Source organism: Candidatus Chlamydia sanziniae (genome assembly GCF_001653975.1).
Taxonomy (GTDB): domain Bacteria; phylum Chlamydiota; class Chlamydiia; order Chlamydiales; family Chlamydiaceae; genus Chlamydia; species Chlamydia sanziniae.
The window spans coordinates 513,807-537,716 of the sequence record NZ_CP014639.1 but is presented as its reverse complement, the minus strand read 5'-3'; the positions used below and the strand labels follow the sequence as shown (position 1 = coordinate 537,716).

The following is a 23,910-nucleotide window of genomic DNA, read 5'->3' as shown; positions in this document are numbered from 1 at the left end:
TAGAATATGAAAGTTATTCATTACGAAATAGAAAAAACTCCCTCTACTAATGATATAGCAAAAGAATATATGCATCTTTGGAATCCTTATGCATTGACAGTAATTTCTACTCATTATCAAACTCATGGCAGAGGCACATTTGGTAAGACCTGGAGTTCCTCCAGGGGAGATATTCTTAATACATTATGTTTTTTTATTACTGATCCTGATATTGATGCGGTTCGTTTATTTCGTCTTGGGACAAAGGCGGTAATTGCTCTCACTCAGGATTTGGGAATTTCTGGAGCGACTATAAAATGGCCAAATGATGTTGTTGTTCAAGGCAAAAAGCTTTCCGGTATATTGAGTGAGACTATTCCCGCACAAGGTTTTCTTGGGATCGCTCTTGGGATCGCCATTAATGGCAATACATCTGCAGAAACACTTGCTAATGTAGGACAACCTGCAACCTCACTCCAAGAACTCCTTGGCCATTCCATAGATGTGGAAGCAAGCCAAAAGCGTTTGATTCATCATATGCTTTGCATTTTGAAGAAAAATTTAGCAACGATTTTACCGATTAAATTCAATCACGGGGAAATTTAAAAACCGAAATAGCCAGCGAACTAGGCACAAAGAAACTCGCGATCGTTGTTGTAAATATCTTCCTACAGCCTGTTCATAAGCTGCGGTCTCAAAAGCAAAAAGGTTATCACTTGCCCAAAAATTTTCTAAACATAAGAGTACATCATTCTGATCATTTACCTGCTGCGATATCTCCAAGAGATCATGCAAGCGCTGGGGGAGAACATCTTCCATGTCTTTAAAAGCAAAAAGAATATCATAACTCTTACGCAAGAACATGCGCCAAGACACATGGTGGTATTTTAAAAGAAAATCTACCTCTTGGATAAGCTGAGAATTCTCCTCCGAAGAAAAACTTCCCAAAGTAATCAAAGCTTGCCGTTTTGCTATAGCATGAGTTACTAAGGCTTCCCAACACAGCAAGACATTCTTTATCGAACAATAGAGTTGACAATAAGCTCCTAGTAAGGCTCCACAGGCAATACTTACCATAATAACAGAAAAAAAGATGTACTTCATAAAAATGCTTTTATAGATTCATGAAAAAAACACTTATGTAGAAGTATAAGTAAGCACTTCAGCATCTGTCAGTTCGCGATATTCGCCATAACGCAAACCTCCTAAAACCAAGCTGCCTATGCGAATTCGTTTTAACTCTAGAATAGGAAGACCTGCAGTGTCAGCAAGTAAGCGGATTTCATGTTTCTTCCCTTCATTCACAATAATCTTTAAAGTCCCCCGACGAATTTTAGTCACTAATATAGGACGAATATGCTTCCCGTCAATCCTTGTCCCTTTCATGATATTTTCAAGATCTTTTGCTGTAATCTCACGGTTGACCTTTAACAAGTATTCCTTGGTAAGACCATAAGAAGGATGAATCACTTTGTTAGCAAATTCCCCGTCATTCGTAACTAAAATTAGTCCTGATGTTTCCTTATCTAAACGCCCTATGGTAAATACACGGTACGGCAAATGCGCAAAGAGATCTATAACCAATTTTGTTCCTGGGAACTTTTTTTCAGATGAACATAGATATCCCAAAGGCTTATGCACCATGAAATAAACTTTTTTCATACTATGAATATATTCATTACCAACCTTAACTTTATCCTGTCTTTCATCTATGAGAATAAAAGGTCCTTCAGCTACACAACCATTTACAGTAACTCTTCCTGAAAAGATAATTTCATCGCATTTTCTACGCGAAGCAATTCCTGCAGAAGCTAAAAATTTATTAAGACGAACTTTCGTCATAGCACCCTCCAAACAAGGGATCTATTGTGCCTAAGGAAAGAAATAGAGGTCTACTTTTCTTTCATATAAAAAATTCTTTTAGCCGTTATATCTTTCTTCTAGACAAAAGTGTTTTTCTTTTTATGCTTAATTTTGAACTCGAGTGTTAGATCTATGACTCTTCTTATTTTATTACGCCATGGTCAGTCCGTATGGAACGCAAAAAATCTATTTACTGGATGGGTAGATATTCCTCTGAGCCAAAAAGGAATTGAAGAAGCTATTGCTGCGGGAAAGCTTCTTCAAGATTTGCCTATAGATTGCATATTTACCTCTACATTAGTGCGGAGTTTAATGACTGCCCTTCTTGCCATGATGGTTCACCGTTCTGGGAAAATTCCTTACATCGTTCATGAGGATCCTGAATATTGTCACATGACAGCAATTCATAGCAAAACTACAGAGGAGACGATGATCCCTCTCTACCGTTCTAGTGCTCTTAATGAAAGAATGTACGGGGAACTTCAAGGGAAAAATAAGCAAGAAGTTGCTGAGGAATTTGGCGATCAGCAAGTCCATCTCTGGAGGCGTAGTTACAAAGTCGCTCCTCCTCAAGGAGAAAGTCTATTTGACACAAAACAACGTACACTGCCTTATTTCAAAACTACTATACTTCCTAAGGTGCAGAATTCAAAAAATATATTTATCTCCGCCCATGGGAATTCTCTGCGCTCTTTAATTATGGATATAGAAAAATTAAGTGAAGAAGAGGTACTCTCTTTAGAGTTGCCTACAGGCAAGCCCATTGTATATTTATGGAAAAACCACAAATTCGAAAAATATCCAGGACTCTTTGGCTAAACAATCAGCAGGCTATTCCACCCTCTGAGAAAGTTAAAGACAGCTATGCCAGCTATGCAGATCTTTTTTCTTTAATGCCCTCATCAGCGTTACGACTCCTACGAGAAGCTGAGGAAGATGTGCGTAAGCTTGTTGGAGTGACAAGTTCTCACATGTTTCATTTTGTTCCTCATTTTCCCCATATTGTCAGGATTATTGTTTCAGCACTATTAGAAAACTCTTCAGTGTCTCAAGGGAGAAATCATCTTATTCTTCCTACTCATGATCAACAACTGTTTATTGATGGCATCTGTCGTCGTCAAGGATTAGCGGCTACTTATGATTGGGTAACAGCAAATCACGAAGGAAGAATTGTTAAAGAACATATTATAGAAACGCTAAATTCGCGTACGCTTCTATTTTCTCTATCTGCTGCGCATGGTATGCTTGGAGTCATTCAACCCATAGAACAAATTCTTAACCAATGTAACGACCGTGGTGTACTCCTTCATCTTGACATTTCGGATATCTTAGGACGTGCTCCTCTAACACCTCCCATGCTTGAAGCAGACATTATTACTTTTTCCGCAACTGCTCTTGGGGGAATCGGAAGTCTAGGGGGAATGTTCATCCATAAATCCTTGGAGCCTATTTTTACTCCTTGGTTTCCTGAACATCGCGCAGGACATCTTTGTTTTGGTTCTATAGCAGCGATGCAAACGGCTTGTCAAGAGCGATTCTCAGCACTTCCTCTGTTTACATTTAACACTTTAAACTTGCGTAAGCAATTGATTCAAGAGTTAAAACAAGCCTGTCCCTCTATTCAAATTTTATTTCCAGAGATGGAAAACTCCTTACCAAATATTTTTGTTGCTGCCATCCCTAATTTTCCTGCTGAGAGTCTAGCCTTCCTCCTCCATCAACAGGGGATTTACCCTGGCCTAGGCTATGAACGATTCCAATCCCTTGCACAAGTGCTGCAAAATTGTGGAGTCCCTCCCGTTCTTTGCCATAATGCTCTTCACTTTGCCCTTACGGAACGTAGTAAAGATTTAAACTTTGCTATATTAACGCGAGCTCTTAACGCTAGTATAAAACATTTAACTCCTTTACTGATTCATTCTCCATGACCATTCCCTTTCAACCCATTGCTTTTTGGGCAACTCTTTCTAAAAAAGTAATGAAAAAATTCCTTACACCTTATTGTGCTGGAATGTTTTCTGAAGAAGAGGCAGCAGCAAAAGATGCTCATCTCATCATAGGAAGACAAGGCCACCGGTTGATAGGAAACTGTGTTTTTCTTTACTGGCTTGTTGACAAAACCAATGGAAAAATCCTCGATGCAAAATTTCAATATTTTGGACACCCTTATCTCATTCCTTTAGCAGAAACTATTTGCAACCTTGTTGTGAATAAAAGCTATGCTGACGCTTATAAGATTACCCTCGATGATATTGACCAATCTTTACGCACCCATCAGCATCAGGCTGCTCTCCCCCCCGATAGTCTTCCTCTATACCATCTCATTATTGATGCCCTTGATATCGCAATCGAACAATGTTTGAATATTCCTCTTGAAGATGGCTCTTTACCATTGCAAGAGTCCCCAATCAATCTCGATTTTGAAGACGCCAATCCTTATACTCAAGAAGATTGGGAAGAGCTACCTGCAGAAAAGAAACTCCAAATCTTACACTCAATAATAGAACAGAAAATTAATCCTTATGTTGCTATGGATGGTGGTGAAGTTGCCATAGAAACTTTAGAGGATAATCTTGTAACTATTGCATATTCTGGAAATTGTTCGGGATGCCTATCCTCCGTAGGAACTACATTAAATTCCATAGGACAACTCCTAAAAGCCTATGTTTATCCAGAGCTACAAATCAAAGTAAATGAAGACTCTCTAAACTTTTCAACATCTCTATGAATCTAATTGACTTTCGTTGTAACTAAATTGTCAATAATTCACATTTTTTGATAGAGAATAATGAAATGACGATACGTCATAATTATTTCATTATTTTTTATTGAGTGTATTTGTGTTTTTTCAAAACTTAAAAAAAAAACTCGCTGCATTAGGCGTCTCTCCTTTAGGGTTTTTCCTTGTTGTTGGAGCTATAAGCTGCGCTATGTTGTTTAGCAAATCTTCATCCACATCTAAATCTTTAACGCCTACTAAAGTAGAAAAAACTTCAAATCACTGGTTAAAGTTTTCACAAACAGGAAATCTTAGATTCATGGAAGCTTTAGCAAAAAAAGAACAGCTAGAAAGGGATCTTACAACATTCGACTCTATTATGGCTGCTAAAGTGGCTCTTGCACTGCCGTTAGAAGAAGAGACAGAGAATCTTTTAAAACTTTCTGTCATTCTGACGCCTCAAAAAGATGCATTTCTCACACCATCTCTTCTCTTCTCAATTACTGATTACCTTTGCAGTAGCGTCCCTGGATTACATAAAGAAAATATTACCCTATCTGATAATTTGGGAAATTTTTATTCCCCAGAGCCTAGAAGTATGAACTCTCTTTTCTTTACAACATTAGAAAACTATCTTAAGAAGATTTTCCCCAAGGAACATTTTGCGTTTTCCTATCTTCCTAGTGAAGAAAAACCTATTGTACAATTCACTATAAATGAAAATTATGTCAACAGTCTACCGAAAGAAGAGTCTGATAAAGTCATCAATCATGCCATACACTACCTCCATCAAAACTGCAGTGATTTCTGTACTATTATTACAGAAAGACTTCCTTTTGCTTATCAACACAGACAGCATTCTGGTGTGTCTAAATTCCTTATTGGTTGTGTAATCTTACTCAGCAGTTTAAGTATTGTTGCTCTTGCGAGCCTCTATCTTGGTTGGCACGCCTACGAGAGAGTTTCTCCTGAACCTAAAAAAATAAAACGAGGCATAAATATAACAAAGCTGGTAGAGATTATACAAAAAGAACCCCCAGAAAAAATCGCCCTTATCCTTTCGTATTTGGATCCGAAAAAAGCTGAAATACTTTTAAGCAGACTCCCGGAAAATCTACGAAACCGCGTACTTAAGTATAAACTTTAAGAATTAGGTATATCTTGTGACGACGCCACAATCCCCTGGTTCTCCTTCAGCCATTGACGATGTCCCTGAGACTAATATGAATTGGGATACAGCGTTTAACAAGGGCTTTTGCCAAGGAGAGGTTGAAGGCTATAACAAAGCATTCCAGGAACTTCATTCCTTAATACAGATTTTTAGGAAACTTTCTGTTCATATGCTTGCTGAAGTTGAAAAAACTGTTCAACAGCTCAAGCCTGATCTTCTTGAACTCACCCTACTGATTTGCGAAAAATTTCTTTATAAAAAACTAGAAAATCCTGAGGAACTTGCTTTACTCCTTGCTGCAGCCGTAGAACGGTATTCCTCTCAACGATCGTTATCTCCTCTAAAAATATTTTTACATCCCGAAGACCTACAAAAACTTAAGGATTGGATGGCTACACATGAACTTTTCATAATTAAGCATGCGGAATTTTTCCCCGATATCTCATGTAAACAAGCAGAATACAAAATGGAAATTCCTCAAGGTATCTTTCGACAAGAAATTGGAGAAGAACTCGATCATTTGCTGTCTTTGTTAACCGTATGACACATCTAGATAAAGAAAAAACATGGATCTATCAATGGCAGCCTTATCGCGCTTGTGGACTGTTATCAAAAGTTTCGGGGAATCTTCTTGAAGTTCAAGGACTTTCCGCCTGTCTCGGAGAACTTTGTAAGATTTCTTCTCTCAATAATCCCAATCTTCTTGCTGAGGTGATTGGATTTCACAATGACATGACACTTCTCATGTCGCTGTCTCCCTTACACTCTGTTAGTTTAGGGACAGAAGTGGTGCCTCTACGCCGTCCCCCCTCCTTACATCTCTCTTGCCACCTGCTAGGTCGAGTTCTCGATGCTTTTGGTAATCCTATAGACAATAAAGATGCGCTTCCAAAAACTCAGAGAAAGCCCTTGATTTCATTGCCTCCTTCTCCCATGATGCGACAACCCATCCAAGAAATCTTCCCCACAGGAATTAAAGTTATTGATGCTTTCCTTACCTTAGGAAAAGGACAACGTATCGGAATATTTTCTGAACCAGGAAGTGGGAAATCTTCTCTTCTTTCTGCAATTGCTTTAGGATCCCAATCAACAATCAATGTCATTGCTTTGATTGGTGAGCGAGGACGTGAAGTCCGTGAATATATCGAACAACATAGTTCTGCCCTTAAGCAACACCGTACGATCATTATTGTTGCTCCTGCCCATGAAAGCGCACCTACAAAGGTAATTGCAGGGCGCGCTGCAATGACTATAGCAGAATACTTTCGAGAGCAAGGCCATGAAGTCTTATTCCTTATGGATTCTCTATCACGGTGGATAGCCGCACTACAAGAAGTTGCTCTTGCACGAGGAGAAATTCTCTCAGCGCATCACTATGCAGCCTCTGTTTTCCATCATGTTTCTGAGTTTACCGAACGTGCGGGTAATAGTAGTCAGGGTTCTATAACAGCTCTTTACGCTATTCTCCATTATCCCCAGCATCCTGATATTTTTACTGATTACTTAAAATCACTTTTAGACGGGCACTTTTTCCTTACGAATCAGGGAAAAGCCTTAGCCTCTCCCCCCATAGATATCTTAACAAGTCTTTCACGATCTGCTCAAATACTGGCTCTTCCTCATCATTATGCTGCTGCAGAAAAACTTCGTACCTTGTTAAAAGTTTACAATGAAGCGTTAGATATTATTCAACTCGGGGCTTATACTCCAGGGCAAGATCAAGACTTAGATGCGGCTATACACATCCTTCCCAGTATTAAAGCTTTTCTTACGCAACCCTTGTCGAGCTATTGTTATCTAGAGAACACTTTAAAACAACTGGAGGCCTTAGCACAGTCATGACTGGCAAGCTCCCTGTTTTATCTCTTATCTTAAAAACACACATTTATAAATCTTTATGCTCTCTTCGTGACTGTGAATATGAACTAACGGCTTTATCCCAGAAGCTAAAAAAAACAGCAGCGAATATTACAGAATTTACAAGGAAACGTAACGAATATTTTATCTCCCGAAATAACGTAGAACATTATGATTCTCTGTTGGAACACTTGAAAAGATTACAAATATCTCTTTATAACCAACAGAGAAAAGCACTCCAAGACCTCTCCATTTATCACAATCAACTTCAGAGATTAGTAAACCGCAGAAAAATCATCGAAAAGATCAAGTATAATAAGTATTCTAGAATCAAGAGACAGGAAACGCAAGGCTAATTGTAATGACTCATACCACATATTTTCCCTCTGCTATGAACCTAGCTTCACTAACAGACAAGCTCAAAACAATATGTCAAGAGCATTTATTAGATGCATGGCCTTCTCTTTCTCTTAAACAACAACAGAGACTATACTATCAACTTTCTTCTATAAATATAGATTTTTTTCATAAGCAACGCTTACTTCTTTCGTCTCCTACCGCCATTCTCAAAGATTTCCAACCTATCATTTCTTTTGCTTCTTCGGGAGAAGATCCAGAAAGAACTCACATAGGGTCATCACTTTTGCAAGAAAAAAAAATTGCATGTGTTGTTCTTGCCGGTGGTCAAGGATCTCGATTAAAATGTGATGGCCCTAAAGGATTATTTCCAGTCTCTCCTATTAAAAAAAAGCCGTTATTTCAACTTGTTGCTGAAAAGGTATGTGCAGCAAGTAAACTTGCTGGCAAGCCTTTGCCTCTAGCTTTTATGACTTCCCCTCTCAACAATTGGCAAACACACTCCTACTTTGAGTCTAACGACTATTTTCACCTAGACCCTCAGCAAGTAGACTTTTTTTGCCAGCCGCTTTGGCCACTGCTAAGTCTTTCTGGAGACCTTTTCCTAGAAGATATTGACATATTGGCTCTGGGGCCCAACGGCAATGGCTGTTTGGCAACGCTACTCTATACCTCTGGAGTTTGGCAGAAGTGGAAACAAGCAGGCATTGAAATGGTGAGTGTGATTCCCATCGATAATCCCCTTGCATTACCCTTTGATGTCGAACTCTGTGGCTTCCACGCTATGGTAAACAATGAAGTTACCATAAAGGCTGCCCTACGCCAAACAGCAGTTGAAGATGTAGGAATTCTCGTACAATCTTATGATTCCAAGAAAATTTCTGTTATTGAATATTCTGAAATTCCTCAAAATGAAAGATTCGCCGTTGATTTTGATGGTAAGTTGAAGTATTGTCTTGCCAATATTGGTCTGTACTGCTTATCCATGGATTTTATTGAACATGCAGCGTATCAACAACTGCCGTTATACAAAGCTTATAAGCGTGCGAAGCAATGGGGACAACTCGTTTCCTCAGAAAAGAATGCTTGGAAATTTGAGGAATTCATTTTTGATCTATTTTGCTATAGCAAACGTTGTCAAACTCTTGTCTATCCAAGACAGGAGTGCTTTGCTCCTCTAAAAAATCTCGAGGGTAATCACAGTCCCGACACGGTGAGACAAGCTCTTTCTGATAGAGAACGCCAGCTCTTCCATAAAGTCACAGGAAAACAACTTTCTCCAGACACAACATTTGAATTAGAAGCTGATTTTTATTATCCTTCAACCTCAACTTCCTTACATTGGGAAAACAAAGCATTTTTCGAAGAATCGTTTTTTGAGGCTTCATGAAGGAAAAAATTGCATATTTAGGCATGGGAATTTGGGGATTCTGCTTAGCATCCCTACTTGCAAATAAAGGATATCAAGTTACAGGGTGGTCACGTAATGCCCAACTTATCAAAGAGCTACAGAGCATACAACGACATCCTTTAGCTCCTGATATCCCTATATCTCCGAATCTCTCTTTTACCACAGATATGGCAGAAGCTATAAATAATGCTACTATGATTGTTGAAGCTGTCACCTCAGCAGGAATTCGTCCTGTTGCGGAACAACTTAAGACAGTGACAACATTATCGGTACCATTCGTAATTACTTCAAAAGGCATTGAACAACATACAGGTCTTTTACTTAGTGAGATTATGCTTGAGGTTCTTGGGAATTCTGCAATTTCTTATTTAGGGTATCTCAGTGGCCCTTCCATTGCTAAAGAAGTCATTAAAGGCTGTCCTTGTTCTGTAGTAGTGAGTGCTTATGATTCTCAAACCTTAAAGCAAATTCATAATGCATTTTCTACACCGACATTTCGTGTCTATCCTAATACAGATATCAAAGGTATCGCCCTTGGCGGAGCTTTAAAAAATGTGATTGCTATTGCTTGTGGGATTTCCGAAGGATTTCATTTCGGAAATAACGCCAAAGCAGGACTTGTCACTCGGGGATTACATGAAATTCGTAAGTTAGCTGTCATTATGAACTGCCGTCCTGAAACCTTGAATGGCCTTGCTGGACTCGGAGATCTTTGTGTGACTTGCTTCTCAGAGTTAAGTAGAAATTCAAAATTTGGAAAACTTCTTGCAGAAGGATTGACAGTCGAACAAGCCAAAGCCAAAATCGGTATGGCTGTTGAAGGGGCGTACACTGCACTCTCCGCATACCAAATTGCCAAACACCATAAAATTGAAATGCCAATTACTATGGGAATCTATCGTGTTCTTTATGAAAACCTCGACCTTAAAAAAGGTATTGCGATGCTTCTACAACGCAATACTAAAGAAGAATTCCTATAAATACCTTGCTATGATAACTTTAGACGTTGTATTTCCAAGAGTTATTCGGCACTAGTTACTCTGAGAGTTTTCATTTGTACATTTTTTTACCATCTGGTAAAGAAGACTTAATCACTAAAAGCAAATAAGGCCACTGACTACATGAATAGCAAGCTGCTAAAACATTTACGTTTAGCAACCCTTTTTTCCCTTATGTTATGGGGCACCGCTTCCCCTTCTTTTCTTTATGGTTTAGCTGCTGGTAATCCCGCATCTCCTGTGCTTCCTGGCATTAATCCCGAGCAAAAAGGATGGTGTGCCTTTGAGCTTTGTAATAGCTATGATCTTTTTGCTGCCCTTGCAGGAAGTTTAAAAATCGGTTTCTATGGAGATTACATCCTCTCAGAAAGTGCCCACATTACCGATGTCCCTATCATCAGTTCAGTAACAACATCAGGAACAGGGCCACAGCCACAAGTCACTTCAACAACAAACAATTTCGACTTTGAATTAAATAACTCTTCATGCAACTCGAGTTGCATTTTTGTTTCTATAGCGCTACAAGACAACTCTCCAGCAGCCATTCCCTTCTTTGATATTAATTTTACTGTAAGAGTCGGCGGCTTAAAACAATACTACCGCCTTCCTCTTAATGCCTACAGAGATTTTACATCTAATCCATTAAATGCAGAGTCTGAAGCTACTGACGGTATTATTGAAATTCAATCCAACTATGGCATTGTTTGGGATTTAGGCCTTCAGAAGGTCCTTTGGAAAGATGGCATCTCTTTTGTAGGTATCGGTGCAGATTATCGCCATGGTGGAAGTCCCATAAACTATATTATTGTTCACAACAAAAGCAATCCTGAAATCTATTTTGATACCGCAAATGGCAATCTAAGCTATAAAGAGTGGTCTGCAAATATTGGAATTACCACATATCTCAATGACTACATACTTCCTTATGCTGCTGTTTCTGTAGGGAATACCTCCAGGCACTTTCCCAAAAATAGCTTTCAAGATCTTGAAAAGCAATTTACCAACTTTAAATTCAAAGTTCGTGAAATCACTAACTTTAACAAAGTGAATTTCTGCTGTGGTGTTACTTGTTGCATTGCCGATAACTTCTACTACAATGTCGAAGGTCGCTGGGGATACCAACGCGCTATCAATATTACATCAGGATTCCAATTCTAACGTTTAAATCCTGCAATTAGTGTTTTATAAATGCCATGCATCAATTTCAGTGACGCAGATACTAGACTCCACTGTTGTTGCATAGCTTTGAGCTCCAAGTCTAGCATTAATTGCTGAGTCTGTGCCAAATCCCCATAATTTTGTACATCCATAAGGACCATCGTAAAGAAGTTTAACAATCCCCCTTTTGCTGTTGCTGTTGCAATATCAATGACACCGTCAACAACAATATGTTCTAAGTCTTGAAGCTTAGTAATTGAAAAGTCTGCTCCCATAACCGTGTAAGCAGGACTATTTTGACTACTTCCGGGAATAAAAATTAAAGTGTCTAAATTTCTCATCAAATCTTTCAACTGCTCATTTATCAATTTTAATTCTGTCTGATACGTGGTAGCGATACCTAGAAGCTGGGTTTTCTGATCTGTCGTCAAGCTCGCATTGTCATTGATATTCACACGAATTTTATTCAAGATTTCGTTCGTATTTTCTACATTCCTCACGTCATTACGTAATTGTGCTCTTTCGCTATCATAACGAGACAGTATCATCTGATAACCGTATTTAAAGTTTGCGGTATCTGAAGTTTGGGAAATGTATGACCCTAAGTTATAATTTATAGGAGCAGAGTTGAATGTTTTTATAGCCTCAAGCAAAGGACTGAAAAGATTCTGAGCATACCCTGCTAGATTGAGCTCACGACCAAGAGCATAAAGAGATTGTTCTTGCTGTGGAATGTACTTATCAAGAAGAATGTAAGCAAAGGCAGACTGAAATGGCATTTTATTAATCACAGAATCTGTAGTAGGGCTGAGCTCAGGTGCTGTTATCAATATCTTTGGAGAGTCCTTACGCATAGATTGATGAAACATTTTTGTTTCTCGTTTGCGCAAATCGCGATTATTTTCCTCTGTAAGCATCGTTTGCATAATTGCTAATTCTACGCCAGTATCTAAAAAACTACGATTCATAGAAGCAACAAAATCACGTCCTAAACCTAAACTACGAGCTTCCTTAATCACCTCCTTGAGGACTTGCAAATGATGAGAAAGTTCTTTCACATCTATGTATTCTAAAGCCAGTAGAGAAGACCTCTCATACAACTCTCCTGATGCAGCTGTATGCATAGCCGTTGGTTGGTAAAGTTCTAATCTCTCGATTCTAGGATTCATCATCTCACACTTCCTATTTTTAAGAGTTAATTCTACGTGCTAGCTTCGAAAACATCTGGTTAAGTAAAGCAAGAGCCGTACTCACTATCGTCCATTCTTGCTGCATTGCTGAAGATTCTAATTGCAAAGCAAGCTGCTGGTTTTGGTTGAAGGTAGTAAAATCTTCTGCTGAAGACTCCATAGCCTGTAAGATCTGCTGTTCTCCCCCAGGGACAACACCATGATGCCCCCCTTCAATTACAAAACTCTCAAAACTTGCTAACTGCCGTATCCAACTGTCAGATGCTTCCTTATAGATTGTCACATCAAAAGCTTTATCTACGGCTTTAGGGTTTGCTACCGGATCTATAGACATCCCCACAAGAAACACCAACAACTGTGATAGGTTACGTATCAAATCATCAAACTGTGACTTATAAGACGTCAACGTTGTCACAAGCTCTCGTTTTTGGGACGAAGTCATTTCCAAATTTGCTTGTACCTCAGGAATTATCTTATTGATTTCACTTTGTACTTGTTGAGCCCTTTTGATATCTGTCATACACCGCGTCTTTTCATTATTTAAAACGGTAATGGCCTTACGGATAGGGTCGATAAGAGCTTGCAAGTTCATCTGACGTAAGTAAATAGAAAGAGAGTAGTAAACATCAGAAGTTTGAAAACTTGTAATCTTACTAATAAGTGTATTCAAATATTTTGCAGCCTTATTTGAAAACGTCATCTGATCTCCTAAGGCGCTTAAAACGTGCTGTTGCATTGGCAAAAATTTATCCAACATCAATGAAGTATACGTACTCTGTAGAGGAGTGGAATTCACAAAAGTCTTTTTATTTTCTAGCATAGTCTCATAATACTTGAGCTGAGGGGGATCTATAGACTCTTTTTGACTTTGTATACTAACAATCTCTGTATTCCATATCTTGATCAGATTATTGATACTATTGATTGCGGTATTCGCGGCATCAGCAACTTTTTGATAATTACTTTGATCCATGGGCTTATTTTTTACTAAGTTGAGAGCCTCCTGGAAAAAACGAGGATTGTATTGATTGAGTTGATTTTTGTTAAAAATAGTTAAGCCTTTATAACCCGGGGCTAACCAGTTAGACGCAAAATGATCAAATACGCCATTGCCAGTAACATCGAACGTTCTAGCACGTGCTTTCCAATAGGCTCTGTCCGCATTAAGAAAATTAGTATAATCAGAAGTAGAAGGTGCCGAAGCAGAGGTTCCGTATAAAAAAGCACAACGCTGGTAAACATACTGAATGCCAAGAAATGCATCTAAGCGTATAGAGCCTTGTGAACCACTCCCTATAACAATATCGCCCATAGCGTTAAGAAAAGTATAGATAGTATTTGAAAGATTCAAAGGAAGACTTGTAGGTGTGCCTTGGGGAAGGTTTTCGGTAAGTAGTCGGAATATCCCACCTAAATTTAGCCAGCTTTGGATTATCCCTGAATTACGAGCATTATATTCAACCTGGATAGAAGTTTTTGCCTTGGTCTCTTCCCATAAAGGCGTGAGAAAATCTTTTAAGTTACTATAAAAGTTTCTTAAAAGTTGCTGCATAGTTTGTGCTGTAGAAATATTTAAGGAGCGTTCCGCCAATTGCGTGTTTAGGTATTCATTAGCAGGGAAGTTAATAGATGTTATTGCACTGTATACGACCATCATATCTTGCCAAAAAGCAACCGTCCGACTTTTTGGAGGGCTATCCTTAACTGGTAAAGTTGCAATTTCTTCTAATAAAGCTGTAGGAATACCATAAAGATCCTTGTAATTAGCCCCTGATGGAGTAGTTCCAGTACTAAATAAAGGTTTTAAATCCCTTAAGTGCTTCTGATATTTAGTAACAATTTCCTCTTCAGCCTCGGAAAGGGGAACAATGTTTATATTGGAGGTAATAGAAAGAAGCCAATTTGCAAGTACTTTCTCCATGCCGTCGATAAATATCTGTGCAGAAGAAAGGTCAGGATGCGAGATAATATCTTTAAGTTGTGCATCTGTATAATCTGGAAAGGGAATCGTTATTGTCCCTAAAGGTAAAGCTTGCGAACTTACATCCTCATGGCCAGTAGGTAAAGGGACTATAGAAACTAAAGGGTTAGCAACACTTTTTGCGTCTAACTCTTGTACTAATTTTAAAGCATGTTTCAAGCTTTGAGCTTTAGTATATAGCTCCTGGAAAAACAATGCAGCATCTGATAACTGAATAACTGGATCTATTTGGGTGCCAATTAAAGATGCGGTAACATTACGTGTAAAATTAATATAATATGATTGGATTGTCACTGTATTAATATAAAAACATTAATTATTGTTATTTTAAAATAAAAATAATTTCAAAAAAACAAAAAATAATTAACCTTAAATTAACACATAAATAGCTAATGACTTTGATTTATTGTAATTCTGATTTTATACGGGAAAGTTCATCTAAAATCTCTTGAGGACAGTCCGCACCAAAAATTTTACAGTATTCACGAATATGCTCTACTTCACGAAGCCAACCTTCATGATTTACAGACAATAATGTTTGAAGTGCTTGTGGTACGAGATCCAATCCATGCAAGTTCAACCCTTCATTGTTAGGAAGATAACCAATGGGTGTACGTTTAGCAATTTGCTCTTCACCATCAGTTCTTCGAAATATCCATTCTAAAATGCGAAGATTGTCACTGAATCCTGGCCAAAGAAAATTGCCCTTATCATCCTTAAGAAACCAATTTACACCAAAAATCTTAGGTAACTTGAGGGCCGCATTCTGTGAAAAAGAAAGCCAATGCTGGAAATAATGAGCCATGTTGTAACCACAAAATGGAAGCATAGCAAAAGGATCATGACGAAGTTGACCTTGCTTCCCTACAATCGCAGCTGTCGTTGCTGATGACATCCCTGCACCTATCGTCACCCCATGCTGCCAACTCAAAGCCTCGTAAACTAAAGGAATTGTCTCAGCACGACGACCTCCAAAGATAATAGCCTCTAAAGGCACACCTTCAGGATTATTCCATTGGGGGTCCAAAGAAGGACACTGGACTAAAGGTGCTGTAAAACGTGCATTTGGATGAGCAGCAGGCTCTCCTCCAGGAGACCACACATTCCCATGCCAATCAATCAAAGGTTGAGGAGGCTGATCGGAGAGTCCTTTCCACCATACATCACGGTCTTTCGTCAAAGCTACATTAGTAAACAATGAGTTGGATTTACAAGTTACTATCGCATTTGGATTTGTGCGCATAGAAGTCCCTGGAGCAATACCAAAAAATCCATACTCAGGATTGACAGCATACAACTTCCCATTTTTACCTGGACGAATCCAAGCAATGTCATCCCCAACACACTCTACCTTCCAACCGGGAAGCGTAGGCATTAACATAGCCAAATTTGTCTTACCACATCCACTAGGGAACGAAGCAGAAAAGTACTTCTTTTTTCCTTCAGGATTAGTCACACCAATGATTAACATATGCTCAGCAAGCCAACCCTCAGATTGAGCCATATAAGACGCTATACGTAACGCAACACACTTCTTTCCAAGTAAGGCGTTTCCTCCGTAGCCACTGCCAAAAGACATCACACTGTGATCGTCTTGAAAATGAACAACCCGTATCGACTTAGGGTTGCAAGGCCAAGCTACGTCTTTTTCGCCAGGAGCTAAAGGCTTACCTACACTGTGCAGACATTTCAAGAATTTTCCCCTATTCCCCAGGAACTTTAATACGTCCTTGCCCATCCGTGTCATGATCTTCATCGAACAAACAACATACGGAGAATCTGTTAACTCAATACCTACAATAGAAAACGGAGAATTTAAAGGCCCCATACAAAAAGGGACTATGTAGAGTGTCCTACCCTGCATACATCCATGGAACAATCGTTGCAGCTCTTGGCGCATCTCCTTAGGATCCTTCCAATTATTGGTAGGACCAGCTTCTTGCTGTGTCGGCGTACAAATAAAAGTAAACTGTTCAACACGAGCGACATCCTCAGGAGAAGAGCGCACTAAAAAACAATTTGGATGAAGCTCAGGATTCAAAGGAATCATTGTTCCAGAATTCTGCATCAGCTTACACAAATCTGTATATTCTTCTGCCGACCCGTCACATAACCTTACATTCTCAGGAGTTGTCAATTTGACAACCTCACTCACCCAAGTCTTTAATTCCTCATGCTCAATGTCTACCTGCCATGCCATGACTACACCAGATTTCCTTTTCGTTTTTTAAATTGATCCAAATGCTCCAAAGCCTTACCTGTTCCTAAACATACGGCAAGTAAAGGATGCGGAGCTGTAATCACAGAAAGTCCTGTATTTTTACTCAAAGCTTTATCCAACCCCTTAATCAATGCACCCCCACCAGCTAATACCATACCACGCTCTACCAAATCTGCGGAGAGTTCCGGGGGACACTTTTCTAAAGTTAAACGTACGCATTCTATAATCTGTTGAATAGGCTCTGCTAAACACTCACGAATTTCTACGGAATTAATGCGTTTGGTAATTGGTAAACCCGCCACCTGATCCCGACCCCGCACTTCCATCTCCAATTCTTGATCCCCTAAAGGATAGGCAGAACCAATTGTAATTTTAATCTCTTCAGCTGTACGAGGGCCAATCATCAAATTGTATGTCCGTCGCATATAATTAATAATACACTCATCAAACTCATCTCCAGCAATGCGTAAAGAGCGTGACTCCACGATGCCTCCCAAAGAAATAATGGCAATCTCTGTTGTTCCGCCTCCAATATCAATAATCATGCTTGCTGCTGGTTCATGAACAGGCAAATCGACACCAATAGCAGCAGCCATGGGTTCTTCTATTAAAATCACTTCCTGCGCACCTGCATGCAATGCTGAATCTTCAACAGCACGTTTTTCTACACCTGTAATGCCTGAAGGCACTGCAATTAAAATTCTAGGACGAAAAACACTACGTGAAGGTGTCACTCGTTTAATCAAGGCCTTTAACATGCCTTCAGCAATCTCAAAATCAGCAATCACTCCATCTTTCATAGGGCGGACAGCAATAATTTTCCGCGGAGTTTTCCCTAACATAGCCTTAGCCTTATGACCTACAGCTAAAACAACATGGGTTTGAGCATCAACAGCTACTACTGAAGGCTCACTAAGAACAATGCCACGACCACGAACATACACTAAGGTATTTGCCGTTCCTAAATCTATACCGATATTGCCAGAAAAAAAATTGAAAACTTTATCGAAACGTCCTAAAGCCTTATTATATAATCGATTAGAAAAACTCTTAATTTTAAATAGGCTTCGATGTGGGGTCATAAAATCATATCTGTAGCAGTTCCAATACTTCTTCCCAAGTCAATTTGGAAACAACCTCATCATCAGAATTGATAACTTTCTTGACAAGGCTCTTTTTCCTGTTCTGGAGGGTAAGGATTTTTTCTTCAATAGTATTTAAAGTTACTAATTTATACGAAGAAACTGAACGACTTTGCCCAATACGATGCACACGATCTGTTGCTTGATTTTCCACAGCAGGATTCCACCACATGTCATAGTGAATTACTGTGTCTGCCCCCACCAAATTTAAGCCCGTACCTCCTGCTTTCAAGGAAATTAAAAAGACAAGCAAGTTCGGGTCTTCATTAAATTGATTGACAAGTTCTAATCTGTTCTTAGTGGAACCATCCAAATAAACAAAAGGCACTCCATGTGCTTCTAGATCCTTTTTAATAATCCCAAGCATCTTCGTATATTGACTAAAGAGCACAGTCTTATGGCCAGAATCCACAAGAGCAGATAAAAGATCCATCAACATATCATACTTTGCAGAATCTCCAGGCTCTGGAAAATCTTTAGCAAAAATCGCAGGATGACAGCAAATCTGTTTCAAACGTGTCAACGTAGCTAAAACATGAATATGGATACGTTCAAAACCTTCTTGCTTAACTAAACGCGATAGCTCCTGCTTTGCAGAAGCCGCATAGGATTGGTACAGCTCTCTTTGTGAGTCTGTAAGATGACAGTGGTATAAAATTTCTGAAACCGGAGGAAGATCTTTTAAAACATCCTCCTTCATACGACGAAGAATAAAAGGAGCTACTTTTCTCTTAAGGGCAATCATGTTATCAGCTTTATTCCCCATATAATTACTCGTACGAATATACTTACCCACAAAACGATCATAACTACTAAGCAAGCCTGGCATCAAAAAGTCAAAGAGGCTCCATAACTCTTCTAAAGAATTTTCTATCGGCGTACCTGTCAAAATCAAACGATGATCTGCTTGTATCATCTTCACTGACTTTGCATTGCGTGTAGTTCTATTCTTAATATGATGAGCTTCGTCCAAAACTACATAATCAAAATGAAAGCTTTTATAGATATCAATGTCCTTTTGTAACAAGTTATACGAAGTAATCGCTACATCTTGATCGGCTAAAGACATCAACTGTTTTCGCCTTTGTGACGGCACACCATCAATAACCAACGTTTTAAATTCTGGATTGAATTTACGAAATTCTTCCTTCCAGTTATAAACTAATGAGGTAGGGCAAACGATAAGAGAACATCCCTGACCTTTTTCTAACTTACTCTGAGTTACAGCAATAATAGCCTGGAGAGTCTTTCCCAGTCCCATATCATCAGCCAAAATCCCATTAAGATGCATTTTCCTTAAACGCTCTAACCAATGCACTCCTTCCGTTTGATAACTACGCAATGTAGCTTGAATTTGCTGTGGAACCTCTTGAAAATCAAACTGTATTTCCCCACGAATTTGCTTTTGAATTTCAATAAGCTTATCCGTCATTGAAAAATTTACAGGCAATCCTTCAAATTGCTCGAAAGAAACACCCGTCAAACTCCATAAAGGGTACTTTTCTACAAAATCATCTAAAACCTTAAATCCAATCTCATTAAAGATTTGAACGACAGGAGCTATCTTTTCCAAATCCAATACTAAAATGCAGGGTAATTTCGATGTACTAGACTTCCCACGACGACTATTTTTCCCTTGTTGCCCTCCTTTAGCAATCTCCAAAAAACGCCGTTTTGCACTAATGCAATCCCAAAGAAGATCTAAACTCACACCCTTAAGCAAACCATGGACCTTAAGTTCAGCTTCATAATAATTAATATTCGCACCTTCTTTAAACGAAAGGTCAAAGACCGTTTCATCATAAACAAATTGATCCAAAAGATTTTCAGGACAATTAAAATGAATGTGCTGCTGATTTAGTGGTATCGTTTCTGTCATAAATTCAACGATTTTCTTTTCACTTTTGACATGAAAAGCACCATCACGCTCATCATAAACAAAGCCCGAAAATACCTCTTCAATCATTTTACGCTCTTCAACAAGGTTTCTTGCTAAAATACCTTCATCATTAATAAACGCACGAATGTCAGGATATTGCAAAGCTAACGACGCTGCAGGAATACGTAAGGAACCATAAAGAAAATAGAGCTTTGCTTCTAACTCCCCATCTAAATAACTCATATCACAAATCGCACGAACCTCATCTACATAAGGTAGGGTCACAAAAGAATTCAAGAGATGCACATTAGCAATTTCCGCATACTCCTGAAATACAGGTAAAGCATTTTCCCGAAATGAACCAAACAATGCTTCAGGAATGGTAATATCACGCAAACGAGCGAAGGAACGTAAATGTGCACGTTTAATTTGAGGGGCAAAACGATGGTATACGAAATGATGAATAATCCCTGGAGCATCTGATTCAAGAAGCATTGCATGTTCTGGCTGTATTTCATCATCATCAATAAGGATTAAAGGAGTCATTAATAACGCCTTATAAGGCGTATCAAAAAAATCTAAATTAAACTTCATTTTTGCTGGAGTTAGCGACCAGCAAAGCGATTCTTCAAGATTTCCACAAAACAGCCCGGGAAAACTCTCCTTTTCTCCTGACTTTCCTCCCCCACGATCTGCTAAATGATGTTCAAACATCTTTGCAAGAATGACACCTAAAGATGCTGGCATCAAATAGGCAGATTTTAATAATTTCTCTTCATTCGTGTGATTAGGATACCGTACATAACGAATCAACAAATCGATTAATTTACGATCTGAAGCATTAAAAGACTGCATCGTAAAGAAAAAACGACGCCCACTCAATACTATGGGCTCCTGGTATAAGACACCTTCCAAAAAAGTCCGAATATTAGGGATATAAAATGGCTTAGAACGACAAGGCAGACGGAGTACCAACTGAAATTCTATAGGCTGGCCACTAGAAGCAAACGATTCCGCAGTAGCGGCAATAAATAGAACAGCAAGTTCAGCAGAATCTTTCTCTAAATATTCCAAAGGCAAGAAAAACGGATTGCAACTCAAAGCATTTGCAGCGTGAATATACTCTCGAAGTATTTCTTTTTGATGTGCGAGATCCTTGCGTTTCTCTTCTTTTGTTGCTGCAGCAACAAAAGTTTCTTGAAGCTCTTTTTTAACTTCCTCATTAATCTCTTGATTGGTCTCTAAATCAGCCTCACGCGCATAAGCAACAACCATCTCATTAAAGTACTGCTCTAAATAAAACAATAGTGCAACAATATGCTGACAATCATAATTGTAAGAACAATCGCAGTTGGAATCCACAGTATCAGATTCTGAACGATCAACTTCTATTTCACACTCATATATATTTTCATAGAGACCCCGAATTTGTGCACTAATACACACCGTCTCTCCATTCATGGAGAGAATTTTTGCATCAATTACGGCTCCCTGGTCAAACAGCTCTTTACCATCTTGCAAAATATTGGCTGAAAAATCTCGGCGTAATTTGCGAAAATTAAGCATTTCTCCTCTAATTTCAGAGTGGATAGTAGAATCTGCTTACTTGTACCTGTTTACCCATGCTAAATCAATGAAAAATTTTATCAAAATTGTCTTCTACACAGCCAATAAATGTTTCTACAATATCCATGGACTCTACCCATTGCTAAAAACTCCTTAAACATCTAAAATGTTACTTTTCTTGCGGGTGTAGCTCAGTGGTAGAGCGTCACGTTGCCAACGTGAAAGTCGTGAGTTCAAACCTCATCACCCGCTTTTTTAACCCATCCTAAGCAAAAAGGGTAGTCTTGTGTTACGAAATCTCTCCAACGAACAGTTTTCTGTTGATTTAGAAGAGTCCCCGGGATGTGTAGTTTCTGCTAAAGTAAAAACTTCCTCAGAACGAGTAAATAAGCTTCACAAGCAGGCACTAAAAAAAGTTAAAAAAGACATTACTCTTCCAGGCTTTCGTAAAGGAAAAGCTCCTGATAACCTAATCATTTCCCGTTATCCAGAACCTGTGCGCAAAACTTTAAATGAACTCCTCATCCAAGACTCTTATCACGCTTTGTCTATAGTAGGAGACCGCCGGCCACTTTCCCCTAAAGCAATTCAATCCACATCTGTGACTAAGGCAAATCTCAAAGAGGGCGGTCAAGTAGAATTTACCTATGAAGCTTTTCCTAGAATTCCAAAAATCCATTGGGAAAGTTTTTCCCTCCCTGCGGCTCCTTCTATTACTGAAGTTTCTGAGGAAGACTTCAAGAAAGGACTCACAAGTATTGCTTTCTTTTTCGCGACAAAAACATCAGTAGCACGTCTTTCTCAAGAAGGGGATTACATTTCTCTTTCCTTGCATATTACCAAAGCAAAGTCTCCCTCTTCTTCTATTGCAATTTTTGACAATAAATATTTCAAACTTTCTGAAGAAGAAATGACAGATGCATTTAAAGCAAAATTTGTAGGTGTTGCTTCAGGACACCAAGTAATTGAATATGTAAGCTCACCTGAAATTCAAGCTTTTTTAAATGGCGATACTCTTATATTTACTGTAAATGCTGTTATCGAAGTTATTGTTCCCGAGCTTGATGATGAAAAAGCTCGCCAATTGCAAGCAAACTCTCTAGAAGATTTACAAGCCAAACTTCGCATTCAATTAGAAAAACAAGCAAAAAACACACAGTTCCAACAACATTTTGCCGCAGCTGAAAATGCTCTAGCTATGATGGTGGATTTTGAACTTCCTACTACTCTTATCAAAGAGCGTATTACCATGCTAACACGAGAAAAATTACTCAACGCTCGTTTAATTCAATATTATTCCGATGAAGAGCTTGAGGCTCGCAAATCGGAACTCCTAAAAGAAGCTGAAGAGGAGGCTAAAAAAGCCTTAAAGTTGCTTTTTTTAACTCAGAAAATTTTTATAGATGAACAGCTCACAATTAGTCGCGAAGAACTTCAATACATGATGGATGTATGTTCTAAAGAGCGCTTCGGGGCTCAGCCACCCAAAGATATTTCCAATGAAATTTTACAAGAACTCATTACAGCAGCTCGAGATCGACTTACTTATCATAAGGCTATAGAGAACGCAATTGCTAAAGCAGCGGGGTCAACAGAAACAACTTCTGTTATAGTTTAGTTAAAGGAAAAACACTTGACCCAAGAATGTCTTAAACATAGAATTCGAGATTCTCACGTCTTAAGCTTCTTGCTATGTGGGCAGCATAAAATAACCTGCAAACTTTGGTTTTAAAGCTGTTTAATAAATAAGCAACGTGTAAGACAAAACTAGAAATTATTTGATGAGGAAAGTGTATATGACATTGGTGCCCTATGTTGTTGAGGATACAGGTCGTGGCGAACGTGCTATGGATATTTACTCACGTCTCCTGAAAGATCGTATTGTCATGATTGGCCAGGAAATCACAGAGCCCCTCGCAAATACTGTCATTGCTCAATTACTTTTCCTTATGTCTGAAGATCCCAAAAAGGATATTCAAATTTTTATTAATTCTCCGGGAGGGTATATCACAGCAGGACTAGCAATTTATGACACGATTCGCTTTTTAGGTTGCGATGTTAACACCTATTGCATTGGTCAAGCTGCCTCTATGGGAGCACTTCTGTTATCCGCAGGCACTAAAGGAAAACGCTATGCTCTTCCTCATAGCCGTATGATGATCCATCAGCCCTCAGGAGGCATTATAGGGACTTCTGCAGATATTCAATTGCAGGCTGCAGAAATCCTAACATTAAAAAAACATCTCGCCAACATTTTGTCTGAGTGCACAGGACAATCTGTAGAAAAAATTATAGAAGATTCTGAACGAGATTTCTTTATGGGAGCTGAAGAAGCAATATCTTACGGTCTAATTGATAAAGTGGTAACTTCAGCAAAAGAAACCAAAGACAAAGATACGACTAGCTCTTAGAGATATT

At 38.8% G+C, this 23,910-nt stretch carries 20 protein-coding genes and 1 tRNA gene; 14 read left to right on the top strand and 7 right to left on the bottom strand.

Going from position 1 to position 23,910, the window contains the following annotated elements; translation table 11 throughout:
- The first annotated feature begins 6 nt into the window (after positions 1-6).
- A complete protein-coding gene (locus tag Cs308_RS02355; RefSeq protein ID WP_066482144.1) occupies positions 7-585 on the top strand; it encodes a biotin--[acetyl-CoA-carboxylase] ligase in 579 nt (192 codons plus the stop codon).
- Here Cs308_RS02355 and Cs308_RS02350 read toward each other — a convergent pair.
- A complete protein-coding gene (locus Cs308_RS02350) occupies positions 553-1,083 on the bottom strand; it encodes a hypothetical protein (protein ID WP_066482139.1) in 531 nt (176 codons plus the stop codon). The two genes, Cs308_RS02355 and Cs308_RS02350, sit on opposite strands and share 33 nt — an antisense overlap.
- A gap of 33 nt (positions 1,084-1,116) precedes the next feature.
- Positions 1,117-1,821 (bottom strand): pseudouridine synthase, encoded by a 705-nt coding sequence (locus tag Cs308_RS02345; RefSeq protein WP_066482137.1) that lies wholly within the window; start codon positions 1,819-1,821, stop codon positions 1,117-1,119.
- 153 nt (positions 1,822-1,974) lie between these two features.
- Between Cs308_RS02345 and Cs308_RS02340 the strand changes: the two genes are divergently transcribed.
- From Cs308_RS02340 to Cs308_RS02295, 10 genes are all read left to right on the top strand, one after another.
- Positions 1,975-2,661, top strand: a complete 687-nt coding sequence (locus Cs308_RS02340; protein WP_066482135.1) for a 2,3-bisphosphoglycerate-dependent phosphoglycerate mutase — start codon at positions 1,975-1,977, stop codon at positions 2,659-2,661.
- Positions 2,616-3,770: an aminotransferase class V-fold PLP-dependent enzyme gene (locus Cs308_RS02335; RefSeq protein ID WP_066482133.1), complete on the top strand. Its 1,155-nt coding sequence runs from the start codon at positions 2,616-2,618 to the stop codon at positions 3,768-3,770. The genes Cs308_RS02340 and Cs308_RS02335 overlap by 46 nt, the downstream gene beginning before the upstream one ends.
- Positions 3,767-4,570 carry a NifU family protein gene (locus Cs308_RS02330; RefSeq protein ID WP_066482131.1) on the top strand — a complete coding sequence of 268 codons (804 nt, stop codon included), beginning with the start codon at positions 3,767-3,769 and terminating at the stop codon, positions 4,568-4,570. Before Cs308_RS02335 ends, Cs308_RS02330 begins: the two co-directional genes overlap by 4 nt.
- A 112-nt stretch (positions 4,571-4,682) precedes the next feature.
- Positions 4,683-5,708, top strand: coding sequence for a type III secretion system protein (locus Cs308_RS02325; protein WP_066482129.1), 1,026 nt, complete (start codon positions 4,683-4,685; stop codon positions 5,706-5,708).
- A gap of 16 nt (positions 5,709-5,724) precedes the next feature.
- A complete protein-coding gene (locus Cs308_RS02320) occupies positions 5,725-6,276 on the top strand; it encodes a FliH/SctL family protein (RefSeq protein ID WP_066482127.1) in 552 nt (183 codons plus the stop codon).
- Positions 6,273-7,574, top strand: a complete 1,302-nt coding sequence (locus Cs308_RS02315; RefSeq protein WP_066482125.1) for a FliI/YscN family ATPase — start codon at positions 6,273-6,275, stop codon at positions 7,572-7,574. The genes Cs308_RS02320 and Cs308_RS02315 overlap by 4 nt, the downstream gene beginning before the upstream one ends.
- Positions 7,571-7,945: a hypothetical protein gene (locus Cs308_RS02310; protein ID WP_066482123.1), complete on the top strand. Its 375-nt coding sequence runs from the start codon at positions 7,571-7,573 to the stop codon at positions 7,943-7,945. The genes Cs308_RS02315 and Cs308_RS02310 overlap by 4 nt, the downstream gene beginning before the upstream one ends.
- A 5-nt stretch (positions 7,946-7,950) precedes the next feature.
- A complete protein-coding gene (locus tag Cs308_RS02305; RefSeq protein ID WP_066482121.1) occupies positions 7,951-9,336 on the top strand; it encodes a UTP--glucose-1-phosphate uridylyltransferase in 1,386 nt (461 codons plus the stop codon).
- Positions 9,333-10,337: an NAD(P)H-dependent glycerol-3-phosphate dehydrogenase gene (locus Cs308_RS02300; RefSeq protein ID WP_066482119.1), complete on the top strand. Its 1,005-nt coding sequence runs from the start codon at positions 9,333-9,335 to the stop codon at positions 10,335-10,337. The genes Cs308_RS02305 and Cs308_RS02300 overlap by 4 nt, the downstream gene beginning before the upstream one ends.
- Positions 10,338-10,478: 141 nt before the next feature.
- Positions 10,479-11,513 carry a hypothetical protein gene (locus Cs308_RS02295; protein WP_066482117.1) on the top strand — a complete coding sequence of 345 codons (1,035 nt, stop codon included), beginning with the start codon at positions 10,479-10,481 and terminating at the stop codon, positions 11,511-11,513.
- On the opposite strand, the gene Cs308_RS02290 is transcribed toward Cs308_RS02295, so the two are convergent.
- The 5 genes from Cs308_RS02290 to Cs308_RS02270 all read right to left on the bottom strand — a co-directional run bounded on the left by Cs308_RS02290 (position 11,510) and on the right by Cs308_RS02270 (position 21,492).
- On the bottom strand, positions 11,510-12,685 hold the full coding sequence (locus tag Cs308_RS02290; protein ID WP_066482112.1) for a CT620/CT621 family type III secretion system effector: 1,176 nt from the start codon (positions 12,683-12,685) through the stop codon (positions 11,510-11,512). The two genes, Cs308_RS02295 and Cs308_RS02290, sit on opposite strands and share 4 nt — an antisense overlap.
- 16 nt (positions 12,686-12,701) lie before the next feature.
- Positions 12,702-14,978, bottom strand: a complete 2,277-nt coding sequence (locus Cs308_RS02285) for a CT620/CT621 family type III secretion system effector (RefSeq protein WP_066482111.1) — start codon at positions 14,976-14,978, stop codon at positions 12,702-12,704.
- 109 nt (positions 14,979-15,087) lie between these two features.
- Positions 15,088-16,884 (bottom strand): phosphoenolpyruvate carboxykinase (GTP), encoded by a 1,797-nt coding sequence (locus tag Cs308_RS02280; protein ID WP_066482109.1) that lies wholly within the window; start codon positions 16,882-16,884, stop codon positions 15,088-15,090.
- 2 nt (positions 16,885-16,886) lie between these two features.
- Complete coding sequence (locus Cs308_RS02275) at positions 16,887-17,987, bottom strand: rod shape-determining protein (RefSeq protein ID WP_066482107.1); 1,101 nt, start codon at positions 17,985-17,987, stop codon at positions 16,887-16,889.
- 4 nt (positions 17,988-17,991) lie between these two features.
- On the bottom strand, positions 17,992-21,492 hold the full coding sequence (locus Cs308_RS02270) for a DEAD/DEAH box helicase (RefSeq protein WP_066482105.1): 3,501 nt from the start codon (positions 21,490-21,492) through the stop codon (positions 17,992-17,994).
- A gap of 180 nt (positions 21,493-21,672) precedes the next feature.
- Here Cs308_RS02270 and Cs308_RS02265 point away from each other — a divergent pair.
- The 3 genes from Cs308_RS02265 to Cs308_RS02255 all read left to right on the top strand — a co-directional run bounded on the left by Cs308_RS02265 (position 21,673) and on the right by Cs308_RS02255 (position 23,903).
- Positions 21,673-21,744, top strand: a tRNA-Gly gene (locus tag Cs308_RS02265).
- Positions 21,745-21,778: 34 nt separating this feature from the next.
- Positions 21,779-23,110: a trigger factor gene (gene tig / locus Cs308_RS02260; protein ID WP_066482103.1), complete on the top strand. Its 1,332-nt coding sequence runs from the start codon at positions 21,779-21,781 to the stop codon at positions 23,108-23,110.
- A gap of 178 nt (positions 23,111-23,288) precedes the next feature.
- Positions 23,289-23,903, top strand: coding sequence for an ATP-dependent Clp protease proteolytic subunit (locus Cs308_RS02255; protein WP_066482098.1), 615 nt, complete (start codon positions 23,289-23,291; stop codon positions 23,901-23,903).
- Positions 23,904-23,910 lie beyond the last annotated feature (7 nt).

Excerpts from the sequence above, each read along its gene's own strand:
- Cs308_RS02255 (WP_066482098.1), top strand. The coding sequence starts at position 23,289 with ATGACATTGGTGCCCTATGTTGTTGAGGATACAGGTCGTGGCGAACGT.
- Cs308_RS02355 (WP_066482144.1), top strand. The coding sequence starts at position 7 with ATGAAAGTTATTCATTACGAAATAGAAAAAACTCCCTCTACTAATGAT.
- Cs308_RS02270 (WP_066482105.1), bottom strand. The coding sequence starts at position 21,492 with ATGCTTAATTTTCGCAAATTACGCCGAGATTTTTCAGCCAATATTTTG.
- Cs308_RS02300 (WP_066482119.1), top strand. The coding sequence starts at position 9,333 with ATGAAGGAAAAAATTGCATATTTAGGCATGGGAATTTGGGGATTCTGC.
- Cs308_RS02345 (WP_066482137.1), bottom strand. The coding sequence starts at position 1,821 with ATGACGAAAGTTCGTCTTAATAAATTTTTAGCTTCTGCAGGAATTGCT.
- Cs308_RS02305 (WP_066482121.1), top strand. The coding sequence starts at position 7,951 with ATGACTCATACCACATATTTTCCCTCTGCTATGAACCTAGCTTCACTA.
- Cs308_RS02330 (WP_066482131.1), top strand. The coding sequence starts at position 3,767 with ATGACCATTCCCTTTCAACCCATTGCTTTTTGGGCAACTCTTTCTAAA.
- Cs308_RS02340 (WP_066482135.1), top strand. The coding sequence starts at position 1,975 with ATGACTCTTCTTATTTTATTACGCCATGGTCAGTCCGTATGGAACGCA.
- Cs308_RS02295 (WP_066482117.1), top strand. The coding sequence starts at position 10,479 with ATGAATAGCAAGCTGCTAAAACATTTACGTTTAGCAACCCTTTTTTCC.
- Cs308_RS02290 (WP_066482112.1), bottom strand. The coding sequence starts at position 12,685 with ATGATGAATCCTAGAATCGAGAGATTAGAACTTTACCAACCAACGGCT.
- Cs308_RS02315 (WP_066482125.1), top strand. The coding sequence starts at position 6,273 with ATGACACATCTAGATAAAGAAAAAACATGGATCTATCAATGGCAGCCT.
- Cs308_RS02275 (WP_066482107.1), bottom strand. The coding sequence starts at position 17,987 with ATGACCCCACATCGAAGCCTATTTAAAATTAAGAGTTTTTCTAATCGA.
- Cs308_RS02335 (WP_066482133.1), top strand. The coding sequence starts at position 2,616 with ATGGAAAAACCACAAATTCGAAAAATATCCAGGACTCTTTGGCTAAAC.
- Cs308_RS02280 (WP_066482109.1), bottom strand. The coding sequence starts at position 16,884 with ATGGCATGGCAGGTAGACATTGAGCATGAGGAATTAAAGACTTGGGTG.
- Cs308_RS02310 (WP_066482123.1), top strand. The coding sequence starts at position 7,571 with ATGACTGGCAAGCTCCCTGTTTTATCTCTTATCTTAAAAACACACATT.
- Cs308_RS02350 (WP_066482139.1), bottom strand. The coding sequence starts at position 1,083 with ATGAAGTACATCTTTTTTTCTGTTATTATGGTAAGTATTGCCTGTGGA.